The organism is Kribbella sp. NPDC003505 (genome assembly GCF_040610875.1).
Taxonomy (GTDB): domain Bacteria; phylum Actinomycetota; class Actinomycetes; order Propionibacteriales; family Kribbellaceae; genus Kribbella.
This window is the reverse complement of sequence record NZ_JBEXNA010000012.1, coordinates 32,878-49,265: the sequence shown is the minus strand read 5'-3', so window position 1 is coordinate 49,265 and position 16,388 is coordinate 32,878. Positions and strand designations below refer to the sequence as shown.

Sequence of the window (16,388 nt, the reverse complement as noted above, 5' to 3'; positions counted from 1 at the left end):
AATTGATGAAACCGCGGGCCCTGTCCGGCGAGTTTGCCTCGTTGGTCGTTCGAGCGCTCTTGGACTTCCGTACGCTCTGGACGACGCATGATCTGGTGACGACTACCGGCGTTCCCGTGCAGAGCATCCGCCAGGTGGTCAACCGACTCGAGCGCGACGGCCTGGTCGAGCGCCGGGCGCCCGGGGTCGTCTCGGTCCCGAGCTGGCTCACGCTTCTCCGCCGGTGGAACCAGGACGTGCGCTTCAGCCGCGACGTCAGCGTGACGTACTGGCGCAGCAAACAAGGCACCCAGTCGGTCCTGGACCGCATACCAATGTCTGACCTCCGCCACGCAGTCAGCGGCTGCCATGCGGCAAGGCTGTGGGCTCCCGAGACACCAGTCGGACCAACCGTGATCTACACCCCGGACGCGCAGACTGCCGCGACGGTGTGGGAACTAATACCGGCCAGAACCAAGACGATCGTCCTGGCCGAGCCACCAGCCGACGTCGTCTACACCCGCACCCGAAAGACCGACACGGGCCTCCGCCTAGCCGCCCCCACCCAGGTCCTGGCCGATCTGATGACCGGAGCAGCCAAGTCCCCCACCGCCGCCGACCCCCTCCTCACGTGGATGCTCCGCCACGAACTCGACTGGCGCTACTAACCTCCGGAGACTCCCAGCCGGTGCGGCCGCACGCCCCCTGCCGCCGCACCGGCAGTCGGCTCCACGGCCGCCCCACCAGCACAACCGACCTGACGACCGCATCACGCCCTCCCGCCGCCGCACCCAAGAGCCGGCAGCACAACCCAGGCCTGCCCAACCACCCGCAGGACAGCCCGATAGCCTGCCACGCAAGCCACCCCAGTGGCCCGAGGTTCCGGCCAACTGGATGCCCCGACGCGCGCCGACTCAAGCCAGCCTGCTGGCGCGCAAGCCCACAGCCCTGTTGATCGGGCGCCATGGCAGGAGCGGCCACAAGCCGGTCTGCTGGCGCACAAAGTCCACGGCACGGACGTCGCCTGGCGGCGGTAGCCGTAGGCCTCAGGCGCTGCCGGCTGCCAGCGCCTCGCTGCTGGTCGGCGTGATTCCGGTAGCCCCGGTGGCGGCGGGGTCAGCCACGTAGGCCCCGGTGGCGGCCGGCTCAGCCACGCAGGCCCCGGTCGCTCGGGCAAGCCCCTCGGGCAAGCACGTTCGCTCGGGTAAGCACTGTCGCTCTCACCGCCGGACGCCCCGGACAACCCGGTCGCCCGGTAAGCCCGGTCACTTCCACCGCCGGACGCGCCGGACACCCCAGTCGCTCGGTAAGCCGCGATGCTCGAGCGACCGGGAGCCCCCGGACGCGTGGTTGGCATGCGTGTTCGGTGCTGGCCGCACGACGGCTAGTAGGTGCGGATGGAGACTACGTGGGCCCTCGGGGCGCCGTTGGTCTCGTGGGCCGTCAGGCGGAGGTGGGTGGCTGGGGTGGGACTGTTGAGGTGGTGGTGTTGGGTGCGGTGGTGGTTCGCGGTGACCTGGGCGATCTGTTGCCACGGGTTGGAGCCGTTGCGGATCTCCAGGTCGTACGCGGACAGGAGAGTTGGCAAGGACTCGAACGGGGTGCGGTGGTGGTGGAGGTTGATGAGGTCCTCTTGGACGTCCGCGTCCAGGACGACGACGACCTCGGAGAGGGTGACCGGCTCGGGCCAGGTGAGTTCCAGCCGGGGGTTGGGGTCCCATGCCAGGTCCTCGGAGGACCACAGGTTCGGCCCGCCGTACGGGCGCGCGTAGCCGCCGATCACCTTCTCGGGTGTGTACGCCGCCGTCTCGCCGAGGCGGATGCACAGGCCGGCGCGCGGCAGGATGGGTTTCCAGGCGCGGAACTGCTCGGTCCACTGCTCGTCCGGCGCCGGCTCGCGGCGGGTGAAGTGGATCGTGCCGGGGAGCGCCCTCGACGCGGTGTGCACCGAGATGTCCGGGGTGCCACGCAGGACGACGAACGCGTTCGACGGAGCCGACGGACGCCAGGCCAACGGGATCTGGATCCAGCGCTTTTCGCCGGCCGGTACGTCGACGGTGCAGGAGTCGACGAGCTGGGCAGGTAGGTAGTTCTGCGGCTTCACCGGATCGTGGAGCTCGACAGTCAACGACCCGCCGCTGGAATCGACGAGCAGCTCGAACCCGTCCAGGGCCGGGTCGACCGGCACGACCATTTCGAGGTCGGCGGTCAGCGGCAGCGTCCCGGACGACACCTCGAGCGCAGGCCGTGTCAGCGTGGAGGACGCGGTCACGCTCGCCGACAGCGCGAGGTTCGCCGGATCGTCGTCGACGACGCCGAGGACCGACGAGTCGGCGCGGGTCAGCGCGTGCTTCATCAGGTCGAACCGGTCGTGCGCCAGCTCCCGCGGCGTCAATCCGTTGCGCAGGGCAACAGACGCGCCGATTCCGGCCGCTTCGCCGAGCAGTGCGCAGGTCGCCATCACCCGAGTGGTACCGAACGCGACGTGACTCGCGCTGATGTTCCGTCCGGCCAGCCACAGATTCCGCACGTTCCGGGAGTACAAGGAACGCAACGGAATGTGGTAATTCCCGTCCGGATGCCAGTGCTTCGACCCGCGCTCGGACGCGTACACACCACCCGGCGGGTGCAGGTCGATCGACCAGCCGCCGAAGGCCACCCGGTCGTCGAACTCGGTCTGCTCGAGGACGTCGTGCTGGGTGAGCACATGGTCGCCCAGGAACCGCCGGTACTCACGTTTTCCGGGGACGGACCCGATCCATTCCAGGGTCAGGTTGTCCGCGTCGAACCGCCCGGAGTTCTTGATGTAGTCCCAGATCCCGTACACGACGGCCTGCAACTCGTCGCGGATCGCCTCGTTGTCGTCGACGACGTCCAGCTCGCCGCCCCACTCGATCCACCAGAACGCGCAACCGTTCATGTCCGTGCGGATCACGCGGCGTTCCGGAATCGCGGTTTCCGTGACGTCCCGCGCGAACGACGGCGGCACGAACCGGACCGGCTCCCCGGCGTCCTTGCTGTAGAACAGGATCGTGCTGCCGAGCGTGTTCGAGTCCGGCACGTCGGGCGCCCACGACTCGTCGTACATCGCTCGCGGCTCCCGCCCGGTGCGGAAATCGGCGCCGGCCAGCACCCCGACCAGCCCGTCCCCCGAGCAATCCACGAACACCGGGCTGACGAAGCGGATTTCCTTCTCGGATCCCATTTGCCAGCCGGTGACCGACCGGATCTCACCGTCCGCGGCCTCCACGGTCCGCACGTCGGTGTTCAGGTACAGCGTGATCCGCGGTTCGGCGCGGACCGCCTCCAGCAGCACCAGGTCCCAGTAGTACGGGTTTCCGAGCGGATTCCGGAACTGGTTCTCCACGAACAGCTCGCCCATCACGCCGGTCTCCCGCGCGAAGCTCTGGACGCCGTGCGCGGTGGCCCCGCACACCCACACCCGGACCTCGCTGGAGGAGTTCCCGCCGAGCACCGGCCGGTTCTGCACCAGTGCCACGGTGCTGCCCTGCCGTGCGGCGCCGATCGCCGCGCAGATCCCGGCGAGCCCGCCGCCGACGACGGTCAGATCGGACTGGACCTCGAGCTGCTGCATGCCTACCCCTCTAGGTGTCTCGCTGGACGACGGGCTGCCCCGGCCCGTTCGGATGATGTGCGGTCAGGTGATCGGGCACCCGCTGTGCGACCAGGACGAACAGCAGGCCGGCGGTCAGTACGTCGCTCGCGCGGCCGGCGAAGAACTCGGTCCAGTTCGCGCCGTTCGGCGTACCGGTATCGAGCGTGACGTCGGCGATCCGGCTGATCGGTGCGTCCGGCATCCCGGTGATCGCGACCGTGAGTGCGCCCTCCTCGCCGGCGCGTTTGATGTAGTCGAGCGTGGTCGAGTCGGTCCCGGACCGCGTCACGGTGAGCGCGACGTCGCCCTCGTCGAGCAGGCCGGCGCCGATCTGCGAGGACTGCGGACCGTCGAAGAACCACACCGGAATCCCGATCCGCAGCAACCGGATGTACAGCTCGCGCGCCGGGATCGCATCGCCCCACTCGCCGTAGATATGCGTCCGCCGGGCGCCGGCGATCGCGTCCGCGACCCGGGTGGCCGCGGTCAGATCGATCGCGGCCAGCGCGTTCCGCAACGCGTTCGCCTGCGTCGACGCGAGCACATTCAGCACCTGCTCGGGCGGATCCGCCGGGTCGATCGCCGACCCGATGTCGCTGGCCCACCCGGCTTCCAGACCACGGCCGACCTCCATCGCCAGCGCGGCCCGCAGCGCGGGATACCCGGCGTACCCGAGGTGGGTGGACAACCGGGTCACGGTGGCCGCCGAGGTCTGCGCGGTCTCGGCCAGCTTGGTGATCGAGCCGCGCGCGACCTCGTCCGGGTTCGCCAGGATGCGTTCGGCGACCCGCTGCATCGCCCCGTTCAGCTCGGGGAGCGCCCGCTTGAGGAGTTGCAGCGGACTCGGACTACCGGCTCGTTCCATCGAGGAATCCATTTCGTGATCATCACGTATAGACGAACTGGGCACTCGCGACGCCGTCCGCGTCGCTCACCACGCGTACCCAGTGCGCACTGAACCCAGCCGGGAAAACGTGTGACCGAACCTGCCCCGGCTCGACCGTCAACGTCTCCACCGCGCCGAACCGGCCGTGGCCGTGGAAGTCGATCTCGACCGTGATCGTCAGCGGCGTCGCGGAGAAGTTCTCCAGGTGCAGGCACTTTCCGTCGAATCCCGTCATCAGGTACGGGTCGGACGGAACGCCGGCGGAAATCGGTGTCTCCCACCACGGCCCGCCCCACCCGGCCGGCTTCCCGAAGCTCCACAGGTCGTCGGTCTTCCCGAACCACAGGCCGGACTGCGGCTCGGCCGTCGTCGGGTTCAGCCCGTGGCTCGGGGACGCGTTGTCCGCTCCTGCCACCAGCAGTCCGCGCCACGAGCAGAAGTCGCCGAGCACCCACAGGTGCGTCGAGATCGGGCGGATGCCCCAGACCCGCCCGCCGTACGCCCACGGCGACACCTCGTAGAACATCCCGTGGTGGTCCATCAGCAGCCGCTCGTGCTCGACCTCGCGGATCCGCGGCCACTCGGTCTGCCACTTGTGGTCGAAGCAGTGCGACGCCTTCGGCAGCCGGTAGCGCGTCCATTTCTGGTCCGACTCGGTGAACACCTCGAGGATCGCGGACGCCCGGTCCCAGCCGGTCGCGAAGATCGTGCCGCCGAACTCGTGCCGCCCGCCGATCGCGGTGAACGGATCCTCGCGCAGGATCCGCCACCGCGTACCGTCGTATTCCGCGAGCCGGCCGCGCGACCGCTCCCCGGCCCATTCCGGCTCGGAGTACTCGTTGGAGCACACCACCAGCCGGCCGAAGCTCGTGTAGCAGTCCTTGTAATGCACCTTCATCTCGCCGTCGGTGCCGAGCTCGTCGTTGAGGTCGAAGAGCTGGGTGCACGCGTACGTCGTGACGTCGAGCTCGAACAGCTCACCCTCCATCGCGAGCACGTAGACGTGGGTGTCCGGCTTGGTGAGGTGCCGCGCCGTACCGCAGACCCGCACCGGCGCGAGCTCCGGAACTGTCACGATCTTGTGGTCCGCGGAAATCACGTGCGGACCAAGAACCAACTGAGAGCTCGGAAAATGCACGAAACGGTTGGTGTACGTTCCGTCCACGCCGAGCGTTTCCGGAACGATTTCCATCGACAGGTCGGCATCGATCCGGCGCAGGCTCACCCCCGCACCGGACGCCGCCTTGTGGGAGTTGTAGTTCTGGACGTAGAGCTTCCCGTTCCACGGCATCAGTGACCCGACGCCGAGCTCGCTGCGCGGCGGACCGAAGTCGCCGATCTGGGCAAGATGCGGAAAGACACCGGAAATGTTCATTTGATCCCCGTATGCGTCATGGCCGCGATGAAGCGGCGTTGCAGGACGACGAAGACGATCAGTACCGGCACGATCGAGATCACCGAGGCGGCCATCGTCAGGCCGGGCGCGATCTGGCCCTGTTCGTCGACGAAGTTCGTCAGACTGAGCGGCAGCGTGTACCGGTCCGGGTTGCTGATCAGCACCAGCGGCGTCTCGTAGTCGTTCCAGGACCACACGAAGGCGAGGATGCCGAGCGCGCTCATCACCGGTGTTGCCAACGGCAAGTAGATCCGGGTGAACACCTGCCACTCGTTCGCGCCGTCCATCCGGGCCGCCTCGGCGAACTCGGCCGGCTGGCTGACGAAGAACTGGCGCATCAGGAACGTGCCGAGCACGGTGAACATCCCCGGCAGGATCAACGCCCAGAGCGTGTCGTACAGCCCGAGCTTCTGGAAGTAGATGAACCGCGGGACGAGCAGCAATTGCGCCGGGATGATCGCCGTCGCGAGGTACAGCAGGAACAACTTGTCCCGGCCCTTGAACGACATCCGCGCGAACGCGTAGCCGGCCATCGTGGCGGTGATCAGCTCGCCCGCCACCCGCAGCAGCGCGACGAACACCGAGCGGCCGAACGCCGGCAGCACCGAGGTCGCCCCGCTCAGCACGGTGCTGAAGTTGTCCCACTGGAACGGGTCCGGGATCCACTGCATCGGGATCTTGTACGCGTCCACGTCCGGCTTCAGCGCGGTCGAGATCATCCACGCGAACGGCGCCAGGAAAGCGATGGCGAGGATCCACAGCGGGATCCCCCAGATCCACTTGCTGTACTTCTTAGTCATTGAGGGCCCTCCCACGCTGCGCCCGCCAGGTCACCAGAGTCAGGACCAGGACGCCGACGAAGGTCACCAGGCCGATCGCCGACGCGTAGCCGAACCGGTAGAACTGGAAACCGGTCTGGTACATGTAGTACGAGATCGTGGTGGTCGCGTCGCCCGGACCACCCGCGGTGATCAACGCGATCAGGCCGAATCCCTGGGACGCGCCGATGATCATCGTGACCAGCAGGAAAACGGTGGTCGGCAGCAGCGCCGGCCAGGTGATCACCCGGAACTTCGCCCACGCGGAGGCGCCGTCGATGTCGGCCGCCTCGTACAGCTGCCGCGGCGCGTCCTGCAGCGCGGACAGGTAGATCAGCGAGCAGTACCCGACGCCGCCCCACACCGCCATCACGATCAGCGCCGGCAGCGCCCAGTGCGACGACGCGAACCAGCCGGGCTGCACCCCGAACGCGTCGAGGACCTGGTTGACCAGGCCGGCCTTCGGGTTCATCAGCATCAGCCAGGTCATGCCGATCGCGACCACGTTGACGATGTACGGCAAGAAGAAGATCGCCCGGAGGACGGCGCGGCCCGGCAGCGGGCGGTTCAGCGCGATCGCGAGCGCCAGGCCGAGGACGACGGTGAGCGGGACCGACACCGCGACGTACACCAGCGTCAGGCCGACCGCGTGCCAGAAGCCGGGGTCACGGGCGATCGCGACGAAGTTGTCGATGCCGTTGAACGTGATGCCGCCGAGGCCGGACACCAGGTTCCAGTCGGTGAAGGCGAGCACGACCACGCTGATCAGTGGGATCAGCGTGAACGCAACCACGCCGAGCAGGTTCGGGGCGATGAACAGGAAGCCGATCCAGCCCGACGGCCGGATCCCCGGCCCCTTCGCGGTCCGGGCCTCGGTACCGGCCGCGACGACGGTTGCGGTGGCCATCAGGGCCTCCTCTCGTTACGGGCGATCGCGGCGTCGGCGAGCCGCCGTACCTCGCGGATCGCGACGCCCGGGTCCTTCTCGCCGAGCCAGCACAGGTCGCGCTGCTGCTTCATCGCCAGCGAGATCTCCGGGAACCCGGTCAGCCGGGTGTCGGTGGCGAGCTTCGGCTCCGACGCCAGGACGACGCGGCGGAACGAGTCGAGGTCGAAATACTTCTCCGGTTCTTTTCCGAGCATTCCGGAAACGATCTGCTCGTCGGTGACGTTGCCGAGCGCCGGCATCTTGCCGCCCTTGAGCATCGGCGTCGCACCCTCGGTCAGCCAGAACTTGACGAACGCCCAGGCCGCCTCGAACTTCGGCGACTTCGGGTTGACCATGATGAAGTTGCTGTACGAGCCGCCGTTCCAGTTCTGGCCGTCGACCGTCGGCGGCGGGGCGAACGCGACCTTGAAGTCGTGCGGGTACTTCTTCGCGTCGTACAGGTAGCGCAGGTTGAACGGAGCGGTCGACCAGAGATGGAACTCCTCGCCCAGGAACGAGTTCTGCTGGTAGGCGTCCAGGTGCCGCGACAGCACCTCGGTCCACGGGAAAGCCGTGCCCTCGGCGATCATGTCCCGGCCGAGCCGGAAACCCTGCTCGAAGTGCGGATCACCGAAGTTGGAGCGGTTTCCGTCGTACCAGTAGTTCGGCCCGAGGGCGATCCGGGCGACGTCCGGGAGCGTGTACGTGCCGACCGTCTTGTCCGTCGTCAGTTTGCGCGCCGTCGCCCGGAACTCCTCGATCGTCCAGGACTGCGGCAACTCGACACCGGCCTGCTGCCGGAGCCTCTCGTTGAACAGCACGAAGAACGGCTCGCGCGCGGTGGCCAGCGCCTTGACCTTGCCGTTGTCGATGTACGACCGCGGCTGCTCGGCGTCCAGGAAGACCTGCAGGTCCGGATCCGCCCGCACGCGGTCGGTCAGGTCCGCCGCCAGTCCGGACCCGGCTCGCAGCGCCATCGCGGCCTGTGAATACGTGAAGTAGACGTCGATGTCGACGCCACCCTGGAGAGCGGTGTCGAGCTTGAGGTTGCCGCGATCGTCGTTCACGAACCGCGTGTAGTTCACCTTGTACTGCGGAAACTTCGCCTGGAACGCCTTCACCACATCGGCCGGCCCCGACGCCGCCGGCACCCCGCCCCACACCTGCAGGGCTCCCGACCGCCCGCCGTCCGCGCCGGAACACCCAGGAACCACAGCAGCGGCCAGCCCCGCCCCGACCCCGGCCAGGACTTCCCGCCGAGAAAATCTTTTGCGCCTCACACCACACCTCCCACCAGATTGCGCAAAAGATTAGCGAGAGGAGGCCTCCCTGGCTAGAGTTCGCGTAAATCTTTTTCAAGCGCACCCGAGGGCGCGATCCGCCGGACTCGCGACCTCAGAAGGTGCAGTTCACCAGAACGGGCTCGTTGACGAGGGTGATGTCGAAGGACTGCCGCACCTGGGTCCGGACGTGCGTGGCCAGGGTCAGGAGCTCCTTGGCGGTCGCCTGCCCGCGGTTGGTGAGGGCCAGCGTGTGCTTGGTGGAGACGCCGGCGTTGCCGATGGTGAAGCCCTTGGACACACCGGCATGTTCGATCAGCCAGGCCGCGCTGGTCTTGACCCGGCCGTCGGCCTGCGGCCACTGCGGGGCGCCGGCCGGGACCTCGGCGGGGGTGTCGAGGATCGGGTTGGTGAAGAAAGAGCCCGCGCTCCACGTGTCGTGGTCGACGGGGTCGAGGACCATGCCCTTGCCGCGGCGCAGGCCCAGCACAGCTTCCCGGACGTCGGTCATCGGCGCGCGCGAGCCCGGCTCCACGTCGAGGACGCGCGCGAGTTCGGCGTACCCGACCGGGGCGGACAGGTCGCCGATCGTCAACTGGAACGCGACCTCGAGTACGACGTACCGCGACGGGTCGGCCTTGAAGCGGGAATTGCGGTAGCTGAACCCGCAGTCCGCGGCGAACATCGTGCGGACCTGGTTGTCGGTCCGGTCCCAGACCCGCACCGACGCGATCGTCTCGGCGACCTCGTGACCGTACGCACCGACGTTCTGCACCGGGGTCGAGCCGGTGAGTCCGGGGATGCCGGACATCGACTCGAGCCCGCTCCACTCCTCGGCGATCGCTCGCTGCACCACGCCGTCCCAGTCCTCACCGGCCGCGATGCGCACCATCGCGCCGGAGCACATGTCCGCGTCGACCCGGATGCCGGACGTCGCGATCTTGATCACGGTCCCACGGAAACCGTCGTCACCGATCACGACGTTGCTGCCGCCGGACAGCAGCAACACCGGTTCGCCGGCGGCGTCGGCATCGCGAACCGCGGTGATCAGGTCGTCCTCGGTGCCGACCTCGAGGAACTTGTCGGCCGGCCCGCCGATCCGCAGCGTGGTGTGGTCGGCCAGCGACACCTGCGTATTCACCGGACGCGCACGACCGCCTTGGCCCGGCCGAGCACCTTCTCCTCGCCGGCCACCGCGGTGATGTCGATCTCGGCGAGGCCGTCCGCGACCTTGCCGACCGTGGCGGAAAACGTCACACTCGCACCCTTGTCGTCGTCCGGTACGACGACCGGCTTGGTGAACCGGACCCCGTATTCCACCAGGTCGGCCGGGTCGTCGAGCCAGTCCGTGACGACGCGCACCGCCGACGCCATCGTGAGCATCCCGTGCGCGATCACGCCCGGCAGCCCGAGCGCGGACGCCATCCGGTCGTTCCAGTGGATCGGGTTGAAGTCGCCGCTCGCCCCGGCGTACCGGACCAGGTCGTCACGCTTGAAGGTGACGGTCAGCGGCGGAAGCTCCGTGCCTGCCTCGATCATGCGTCCGCCCGGTTGTGCGAGAGGGTCGACGTCGAGGTGGCGATCGGTTCGCCGTCGACGGTGGTCAGCGCGGTCTCGTACATGATCACCTCGACGGGACCGGCCTTGCGCACGGTCGTGATGGTCGCGGTCGCCGCGATCTCGTCGCCGGCCTTGATCGGGCGCGTGTAGCTGAACTTCTGCGCGCCGTGCACGATCCGGTCCAGCCGGAGGCCGAGCTCCGCGTCGCCGAGCAGCTCCTCGAGCGCCCGGCTGCCGATCACGAACGCGAACGTCGGCGGCGCGATCGGGTCATCACCCCGATACGCCGGGTTACCGTCGCCGATCGCGTCGGCGAACTCCCGGATCTTCTCCCGGCCGACCTGGTAGGACCCGGCGGCCGTGTAACTGCGGCCGACCATCGTGGCGTCGATCGTCATATCCGCCAACCCTACTGGCAGACTGTGCCGAGGGTTTCCGCCGCCCACGATTCCGACGGAGAAGGTTGAACGTGACGGCAGTGGCGGCGCTGGCGAAATACGCGCCTCGGTACCGGCTGGAGATCGGTGAGCCGGAAGGCTCGGACTGGTTGCGGGTGGACCGGATCCTGGAGCCCGGCAGTCCCGAGTTGACCGAGCTGCTCAAGCGGGACGACGAGGCCAGCTCCCACCGGTCGGCGCACGCGAACGCGCTCAGCATGATGTCGTTCTACGCCGGCCGCGCACCGGCGACCGCTCTGCTGCTCTGGGCGCTCGAGGGACACGTCCTCGACATCCGCCCGCAGAACCTCTGGGTCCGCCCGCACACCGGTCACGGAATCGCCGCGGTCGCCGTTCGGTCCGCGGATTTCCTGCCCGGCGGGCTGAAAACGCTGTACGACGTCGTCCTGCGGAAACACCTGCTGCCGCTTTCCGAGGAGCTGCACCGGCGGACGCGGGCCGGCTTGCGGCAGGTGTACGGCGGCGTGGCGGCCGGCTGCGCGATGGGGTTCTGCGCCGCGACCCGCGAGGACGTCACGGTCCAGCCCGCGTACCTGCTCGAGCGATGGCAGACCTTCGTCGCGAAGGCGCCGGGCGGACTCGCGCGGCTCGCCGACGTGGAGGTGGCGGGCGGGAAGCTCGTCTATCTGCGGAACACGTGCTGTCTGTACTACACGAGCGAGGCCGGCGACGGCACGCTCTGCGGCTCCTGCTGCCTGACGCCCCGTGACGAGCGTCTCACCGCCTACGAGGGCGGCCGCCCGATCGTCACCGTCTGAGGGAACAGCAAAAGGCCGCTCCGGGTGATCCGGAGCGGCCTTCGCGAAGCGATGCTGAGGTCAGCGGGTCTCGCGGTGGTCGGTGTGGTCGTTGCACCGGTGGCAGTACTTCTTCAGCTCAAGACGGTCCGGGTCGTTACGCCGGTTCTTCTTGGTGATGTAGTTCCGCTCCTTGCACACCGTGCACGCCAGGGTGATCTTCGGGCGGATGTCGGTCGACTTGGCCACTGCTGCCTCTTCTGTCAGGAGTGCGCAACTGAGGTGATCGCACTCTCGATGTACTGCCGTTGGTGGGTAGCGGGGGCGGGAGTCGAACCCGCGACACCACGATTATGAGCCGTGTGCTCTAACCACCTGAGCTACCCCGCCGCAAGAGTCCGTCATCTCACCCGGCGAACCGGGTGAGATGTCGTTCTCAGAGCCCCTTTACGGAATCGAACCGTAGACCTTCTCCTTACCATGGAGACGCTCTGCCGACTGAGCTAAAGGGGCGGGCCGAGGAGAGAGATTACACGGTCCCCCACCTCGATGTGAAATCGAGCCAGGAGCGCCTTGCAGGCCCCTCAGTCCGTCCCGGAAAGCATACCGGTTCCGGCGGAGTGCTCTTGACCATTTTCGGGTCCGGTTTCAGTCCAGCACGGCGTCGTCGGCGGAGAAGTCGGCCGAGGCGTCGTCCGGCGGGTGCGCGAGATGCCACCGTACGGACGCACGCAACGTCTCGGCCGGATCCTGCGGCGCCCAACCGAGGACCGTGCCCGCCTTCCGGGAATCCATCAGCAGGTGCTGGTCGATCGTGCCGGTCAGCGACAGATCCTCCGGCAGCAGGTCGTCGCGCACCCGCACCAGCTCGATGTCCGCGGCCCCCGTCGCCACCAGGATCTGCTCCGCGAACATCCGGTACGGCGCGGTCGTGGGCTCGACCACGTTGAACGCGCCCGGGTGATCGCCGGCCAGCGCGCGCGAAACCGCGGCCGCGACGTCACCGACGTACACCCGGCTGAAGAGGAACTGCCCGGAGCCGACCGGGATCCGCCGGCGCCCGGCCCGGACCCGCCGCAGCACGAACTCGAAGCGCCGCTGGTAGTCGTGCTCGCCGTACACGGCACCCAGCCGCAGTACGGTCGCGCCGCGCGGGAGGTACCGCTCCTCCATCTCCAGGTTCTCGTACTGCGGTCCGTCGATGAACCGGCGCTTCCGCAGCGGTGATTCCTCGGTCAGCGGCACCGCGTCCGTCGTACGGTTCGAGTGCACGCCGTCGTACGCCCGGTAGACGTCACAGCTGGAGATCGCGACGAGCTTCACCGACGGTCCGACCGCGCCGAGGGCCGCGTCGGCCGCCGCCGCGTTCATCCCGGAGACGTCGACGAGCGCCTCGGGGTCGAACGGCTTGAGCGCATCGGCGAGCGCCGCCCGGTCGGTCCGATCGACATGCGCATGGCCGACCGGCACCAGATCCGCCGGCTCGTGCTCGCCGCGGTGCACCGCCAGCAGCTCGTGGCCCTCCGCCGCCAGCCGCTCGACGACAGCCCGGCCGATGAACTGGGTGCCGCCCAAGATCGCGATCCGCATGCCTCAGTCCTACCGCTCGAGACATGGGGAGCCCAGACTCGTCTGCGGCCGGCAGAAGCGGGATGTCGAGAACCGCCGGCCGGCTCCGTCCCACTGGCAGAACCTACGAGAGGAGCACGAATGTCCGAGACAGCGATGCCGCCGGTGGTTTCCGCCGCAGAGTGGGAAGCGGCCCGTGCCGAGCTGCTGGTCGCCGAGAAGGAGGCCACGCGCACACTCGACCGGATCGCGGCGCAGCGGCGGCGACTGCCGATGGTGCGGTTCGGCGAGTACACGTTCACGTCGACCGATGGGCCGGTCACGCTGCGGGACCTGTTCGGCGAGCACCGCCAGCTCGCGCTGTACCAGTTCATGGACGCCGGTCCGGACGCGTTCTGCGGCGGCTGCACGTACTTCACCGAGAACGTCGCCAATCTCGACGGGCTGGCCCGCAACGACATCGCCTGGGCGACGGTTTCCGACATGCCGGTCGAGCAGATGGCCGGGTACTGGAAGGACAAGGGCTGGGGACACATCCCGTTCGCGTCCTCGGCAGGTACGACGTTTTCCGCCGACTGCGGCGCCGGCGGCGGTTTCCTGTTGAACCTGTTCCTGCGCGACGGCGAAAGCGTTTTCCGCACCTACACGACCGGTCAGCGCGGGGTCGACCACCTGCTGTTCAGCACCACCGTTTCCGACCTCGCGGCGTACGGCCGCCGGCAGGACTGGGAGGACTCACCGGCCGGCTGGCCGCAGGAACCGACGTACGGCTAGACCGCTTATACCGGCCCGGAGGGGCTGCTCGACGCCAAGCGGGGCGTGATCCACGTCACGGCCGTGGCGCCTTTCTTGCCCGCCTGGTTCACGCCTGAGCGTGTACCGGGCGGCAAGACGGCCTCACTGAGCGTGTCCGATTTCGCACGGTCTCTTCGCAATCCGTGTTTGGGCGCTCGTGACCCTCTCGTTATGGTCGTTGAGGCCGTCGGTCCCCCTCGCCGGCGGTTTCCCCTCCCCTGGAAGGTTTTCCGTGCCCACTCACCAAGACGCGCCGCACACAGATCGGCAGGCGTCCAGCCTCTCGGCTGCCTCGCGCCGGGTGGCAAAGCACCGCTCCTCCCGTCGTAGCGTCCGCCGTACCCAGCTCATCGGCCTGACCGCCGCCCTGGCGGCCGCGGCCGGTACCACCACCGTCGGGCTCAGCTCGTCGGCGACCGGTCCGGCCAACGCGTCCGGGAGCACCGGTCTGAGCCCCGCACAGGCCGAAGCCCTGACCGCCGCCCGCATCGATCGGCGCGACCTCGGATCGCGGGACGCGTCCCGGATCGACCTGTCGCTCGCGTCGAGCCGGAAGGCGGCCGCCGACGCCGCCGCGAAGCAGCGGGCCGCGAAGCTCGCCGCGAACGCGACGCTGACGCAGCGCCGTGCGCTTGCCCTGGCCGCCGCGAAGGCAGCGGCCGCCCGCAAGGCCGCGGCCCAGGCGAAGGCCCTGGCCGAGGCTCGCGCAGAAGCCGTCGCGAAGGCTGCCGCCCTCAAGGCGGCTGCCGCCAAGGCCGCGCCGAAGGTCGTGCTGCCCACCACCGGCTACCACCTGACCGCCCGCTTCGACCAGGCCGGTGGCCGCTGGGCGCACAACCACACCGGTCTGGACTTCGCGGCCCCGATGGGTACGCCGGTCCGCTCGGTGATGGCCGGCGAGGTCATCCAGGCCGACTTCGAAGGCGCCTACGGCCGCCAGGTGAAGGTGCGGCACGCCGACGGCACCGTCACGTCGTACAGCCACATGTCCGAGTTCGACGTCTCCGTCGGCGACTCGGTCAAGGCCGGCACGATGGTCGGCCGGATCGGCATGACCGGCAACACCACCGGGCCGCACGTCCACTTCGAGGTCCTGCCTGGTGGCGGCTCGCCGATCAACCCGGAGCCATGGCTCCGCGACCACGGCGTCAACCCGTAAGGCTCCTGCTGGAGAGACCTTCTACAGGGTCTTCGCCATGTCGAGGGCGGCGATGTAGTCGCCCTCGATGAGGAACTCGTTCGGGTGCGTGCCTTCGACGACGTAGCCGTGCCGTTCGTACAGGCGGCGCGCGGCCGCGTTGGTGCTGTGGACGTGCAGGCTGATCTTGCGGGCGCCGCGGAGCCGGCCTTCGGCGGCCGCGGCCTCCAGGAGCGCCGAGGCGACACCGAGGCGGCGCGCGTCGTGGGCGACCGCGAGACCGTTGATCGAGAGCACCCCCGCTCCCTCGGGGAACTGGTACTTGTCCTGCAGGCGCAGGTACCCGACCACGGTCCCGCCGTGCTCAGCGACCAGATGCGCCTCCGGTCCGCTCCGGCTGAAGAAGGTGTCCTGAAGGGTGTCCTGGTACGACGGGAAACCCGACGACGCGTCCCAGGCGCTCCGCTCGATCGCGAGCAGCGCCGCGTCGTCCTCCTCGACGGCGCGGCGTACGGTCACCTGATGGCCGGCTGATCGGCGGTCGTCAGTCACCGCACCATCCTCGCCCGTCGACCGGGCCAACTTCTTGCCGGGTCAGCTTTCGAGTTCCGGCAGTACGACCGTTGCGGTCAGGCCGCCGTCCGGATTCGCGGCCAGCTCGAGCCGCCCGTGATGGACCTCGACGATCCGGCGTACCAGCGCCAGACCGAGGCCGTGCCCGGCGCCGTAGCGGTCCTTCGCGAATGGTTCGACGAAGGTCCGCACGCGCGCCGCGTCCAGGATCCTGCCGTCGTTCCGGACCACGAGACAGCCGCCGGAAACTCGCACGGAAACCGTTCCGCCGCGGGGCGGCGGACCAGGGCTCGCAGCCGGACGACGAGTTCGCGTAGCTCGAACGGTTTCGTCAGGTAGTCGTCGGCGCCGAGTTCGAAACCCGCCACCTTGTCGTCGAGGTCGCCGGCCGCGGTCAGCATCAGCACCCGACAGCCGATGCCCTGCGCAACGATCTGCCGGCAGACCTCGTCCTCGCTGACGCCGGGCAGATCACGGTCGAGGACCACGACGTCGTACGCGTTCACCGTCACTACGTCCAGCGCCGAGGTGCCGTCGAAGGCCAGGTCGGCCGCGATCGCCTCCAGTCGCAGACCGGCCTGGATCGCCTCGGCGAGATAGACCTCGTCCTCGACGACCAGCACCCGCATACCGTCCATTGAACCAGGCGCCGGGT

At 68.7% G+C, this 16,388-nt stretch carries 17 protein-coding genes, 2 tRNA genes and 1 pseudogene; 4 read left to right on the top strand and 16 right to left on the bottom strand.

The window, feature by feature from the left end:
* Positions 1-5: 5 nt before the first annotated feature.
* Entirely contained in the window at positions 6-647 is a 642-nt protein-coding gene (locus tag ABZX12_RS33210) for a helix-turn-helix domain-containing protein (RefSeq protein ID WP_355699407.1), read from the top strand.
* Positions 648-1,363: 716 nt separating this feature from the next.
* On the opposite strand, the gene ABZX12_RS33205 is transcribed toward ABZX12_RS33210, so the two are convergent.
* From ABZX12_RS33205 to ABZX12_RS33165, 9 genes are all read right to left on the bottom strand, one after another.
* On the bottom strand, positions 1,364-3,574 hold the full coding sequence (locus ABZX12_RS33205; RefSeq protein ID WP_355699406.1) for an FAD-dependent oxidoreductase: 2,211 nt from the start codon (positions 3,572-3,574) through the stop codon (positions 1,364-1,366).
* A 10-nt stretch (positions 3,575-3,584) separates the two neighbouring features.
* On the bottom strand, positions 3,585-4,460 hold the full coding sequence (locus ABZX12_RS33200; protein WP_355699405.1) for a MurR/RpiR family transcriptional regulator: 876 nt from the start codon (positions 4,458-4,460) through the stop codon (positions 3,585-3,587).
* Between the two features lie 22 nt (positions 4,461-4,482).
* Positions 4,483-5,856, bottom strand: a complete 1,374-nt coding sequence (locus tag ABZX12_RS33195; RefSeq protein WP_355699404.1) for a hypothetical protein — start codon at positions 5,854-5,856, stop codon at positions 4,483-4,485.
* On the bottom strand, positions 5,853-6,677 hold the full coding sequence (locus ABZX12_RS33190) for a carbohydrate ABC transporter permease (protein ID WP_355699403.1): 825 nt from the start codon (positions 6,675-6,677) through the stop codon (positions 5,853-5,855). The genes ABZX12_RS33195 and ABZX12_RS33190 overlap by 4 nt, the downstream gene beginning before the upstream one ends.
* The gene (locus ABZX12_RS33185) at positions 6,670-7,602 is read right to left on the bottom strand and encodes a sugar ABC transporter permease (protein ID WP_355699402.1); all 933 of its coding nucleotides are present in this window, start codon (positions 7,600-7,602) and stop codon (positions 6,670-6,672) included. The genes ABZX12_RS33190 and ABZX12_RS33185 overlap by 8 nt, the downstream gene beginning before the upstream one ends.
* Positions 7,602-8,903 (bottom strand): ABC transporter substrate-binding protein, encoded by a 1,302-nt coding sequence (locus tag ABZX12_RS33180; protein ID WP_355699401.1) that lies wholly within the window; start codon positions 8,901-8,903, stop codon positions 7,602-7,604. The genes ABZX12_RS33185 and ABZX12_RS33180 overlap by 1 nt, the downstream gene beginning before the upstream one ends.
* 115 nt (positions 8,904-9,018) lie before the next feature.
* Positions 9,019-10,044 (bottom strand): UDP-N-acetylmuramate dehydrogenase, encoded by a 1,026-nt coding sequence (locus ABZX12_RS33175; RefSeq protein WP_355699400.1) that lies wholly within the window; start codon positions 10,042-10,044, stop codon positions 9,019-9,021.
* Positions 10,041-10,442 (bottom strand): MaoC family dehydratase, encoded by a 402-nt coding sequence (locus ABZX12_RS33170; RefSeq protein WP_355699399.1) that lies wholly within the window; start codon positions 10,440-10,442, stop codon positions 10,041-10,043. The genes ABZX12_RS33175 and ABZX12_RS33170 overlap by 4 nt, the downstream gene beginning before the upstream one ends.
* Positions 10,439-10,861 (bottom strand): MaoC family dehydratase N-terminal domain-containing protein, encoded by a 423-nt coding sequence (locus tag ABZX12_RS33165; protein ID WP_355699398.1) that lies wholly within the window; start codon positions 10,859-10,861, stop codon positions 10,439-10,441. Before ABZX12_RS33165 ends, ABZX12_RS33170 begins: the two co-directional genes overlap by 4 nt.
* A 71-nt stretch (positions 10,862-10,932) precedes the next feature.
* On the opposite strand from ABZX12_RS33165, the gene ABZX12_RS33160 reads away from it, so the two are divergent.
* Complete coding sequence (locus tag ABZX12_RS33160; RefSeq protein ID WP_355699397.1) at positions 10,933-11,679, top strand: (2Fe-2S)-binding protein; 747 nt, start codon at positions 10,933-10,935, stop codon at positions 11,677-11,679.
* A gap of 60 nt (positions 11,680-11,739) precedes the next feature.
* Here the strand turns inward: ABZX12_RS33160 and rpmG are convergent, their stop codons facing one another.
* The 4 genes from rpmG to ABZX12_RS33140 all read right to left on the bottom strand — a co-directional run bounded on the left by rpmG (position 11,740) and on the right by ABZX12_RS33140 (position 13,248).
* A complete protein-coding gene (gene rpmG, locus ABZX12_RS33155; RefSeq protein ID WP_130384703.1) occupies positions 11,740-11,907 on the bottom strand; it encodes a 50S ribosomal protein L33 in 168 nt (55 codons plus the stop codon).
* 67 nt (positions 11,908-11,974) lie between these two features.
* Positions 11,975-12,048 (bottom strand) — tRNA-Met (locus ABZX12_RS33150).
* Between the two features lie 50 nt (positions 12,049-12,098).
* A tRNA-Thr gene (locus tag ABZX12_RS33145) sits at positions 12,099-12,171 on the bottom strand.
* A gap of 135 nt (positions 12,172-12,306) precedes the next feature.
* Complete coding sequence (locus ABZX12_RS33140) at positions 12,307-13,248, bottom strand: NAD-dependent epimerase/dehydratase family protein (RefSeq protein WP_355699396.1); 942 nt, start codon at positions 13,246-13,248, stop codon at positions 12,307-12,309.
* A 120-nt stretch (positions 13,249-13,368) separates the two neighbouring features.
* On the opposite strand from ABZX12_RS33140, the gene ABZX12_RS33135 reads away from it, so the two are divergent.
* Together ABZX12_RS33135 and ABZX12_RS33130 are read left to right on the top strand one after the other, a co-directional pair.
* Complete coding sequence (locus tag ABZX12_RS33135) at positions 13,369-14,001, top strand: DUF899 family protein (RefSeq protein WP_355699395.1); 633 nt, start codon at positions 13,369-13,371, stop codon at positions 13,999-14,001.
* A 253-nt stretch (positions 14,002-14,254) separates the two neighbouring features.
* Positions 14,255-15,181, top strand: a complete 927-nt coding sequence (locus tag ABZX12_RS33130; protein ID WP_355699394.1) for a M23 family metallopeptidase — start codon at positions 14,255-14,257, stop codon at positions 15,179-15,181.
* A 21-nt stretch (positions 15,182-15,202) separates the two neighbouring features.
* On the opposite strand, the gene ABZX12_RS33125 is transcribed toward ABZX12_RS33130, so the two are convergent.
* The 3 genes and pseudogenes from ABZX12_RS33125 to ABZX12_RS33115 all read right to left on the bottom strand — a co-directional run.
* On the bottom strand, positions 15,203-15,712 hold the full coding sequence (locus ABZX12_RS33125) for a GNAT family N-acetyltransferase (protein WP_355699393.1): 510 nt from the start codon (positions 15,710-15,712) through the stop codon (positions 15,203-15,205).
* 42 nt (positions 15,713-15,754) lie between these two features.
* Positions 15,755-15,964, bottom strand: coding sequence for an ATP-binding protein (locus ABZX12_RS33120; RefSeq protein WP_355699392.1), 210 nt, complete (start codon positions 15,962-15,964; stop codon positions 15,755-15,757).
* 38 nt (positions 15,965-16,002) lie between these two features.
* Positions 16,003-16,362: pseudogene (locus ABZX12_RS33115) on the bottom strand (response regulator); the annotation flags it as partial.
* Positions 16,363-16,388: the final 26 nt, after the last annotated feature.

What these genes read in the sequence shown, in the direction of transcription:
- ABZX12_RS33140 (WP_355699396.1), bottom strand. Translation starts at nt 13,248, where the DNA reads ATGCGGATCGCGATCTTGGGCGGCACCCAGTTCATCGGCCGGGCTGTC.
- ABZX12_RS33195 (WP_355699404.1), bottom strand. Translation starts at nt 5,856, where the DNA reads ATGAACATTTCCGGTGTCTTTCCGCATCTTGCCCAGATCGGCGACTTC.
- ABZX12_RS33185 (WP_355699402.1), bottom strand. Translation starts at nt 7,602, where the DNA reads ATGGCCACCGCAACCGTCGTCGCGGCCGGTACCGAGGCCCGGACCGCG.
- ABZX12_RS33165 (WP_355699398.1), bottom strand. Translation starts at nt 10,861, where the DNA reads ATGACGATCGACGCCACGATGGTCGGCCGCAGTTACACGGCCGCCGGG.
- ABZX12_RS33205 (WP_355699406.1), bottom strand. Translation starts at nt 3,574, where the DNA reads ATGCAGCAGCTCGAGGTCCAGTCCGATCTGACCGTCGTCGGCGGCGGG.
- ABZX12_RS33200 (WP_355699405.1), bottom strand. Translation starts at nt 4,460, where the DNA reads ATGGAACGAGCCGGTAGTCCGAGTCCGCTGCAACTCCTCAAGCGGGCG.
- ABZX12_RS33135 (WP_355699395.1), top strand. Translation starts at nt 13,369, where the DNA reads ATGTCCGAGACAGCGATGCCGCCGGTGGTTTCCGCCGCAGAGTGGGAA.
- ABZX12_RS33170 (WP_355699399.1), bottom strand. Translation starts at nt 10,442, where the DNA reads ATGATCGAGGCAGGCACGGAGCTTCCGCCGCTGACCGTCACCTTCAAG.
- ABZX12_RS33210 (WP_355699407.1), top strand. Translation starts at nt 6, where the DNA reads ATGAAACCGCGGGCCCTGTCCGGCGAGTTTGCCTCGTTGGTCGTTCGA.
- ABZX12_RS33190 (WP_355699403.1), bottom strand. Translation starts at nt 6,677, where the DNA reads ATGACTAAGAAGTACAGCAAGTGGATCTGGGGGATCCCGCTGTGGATC.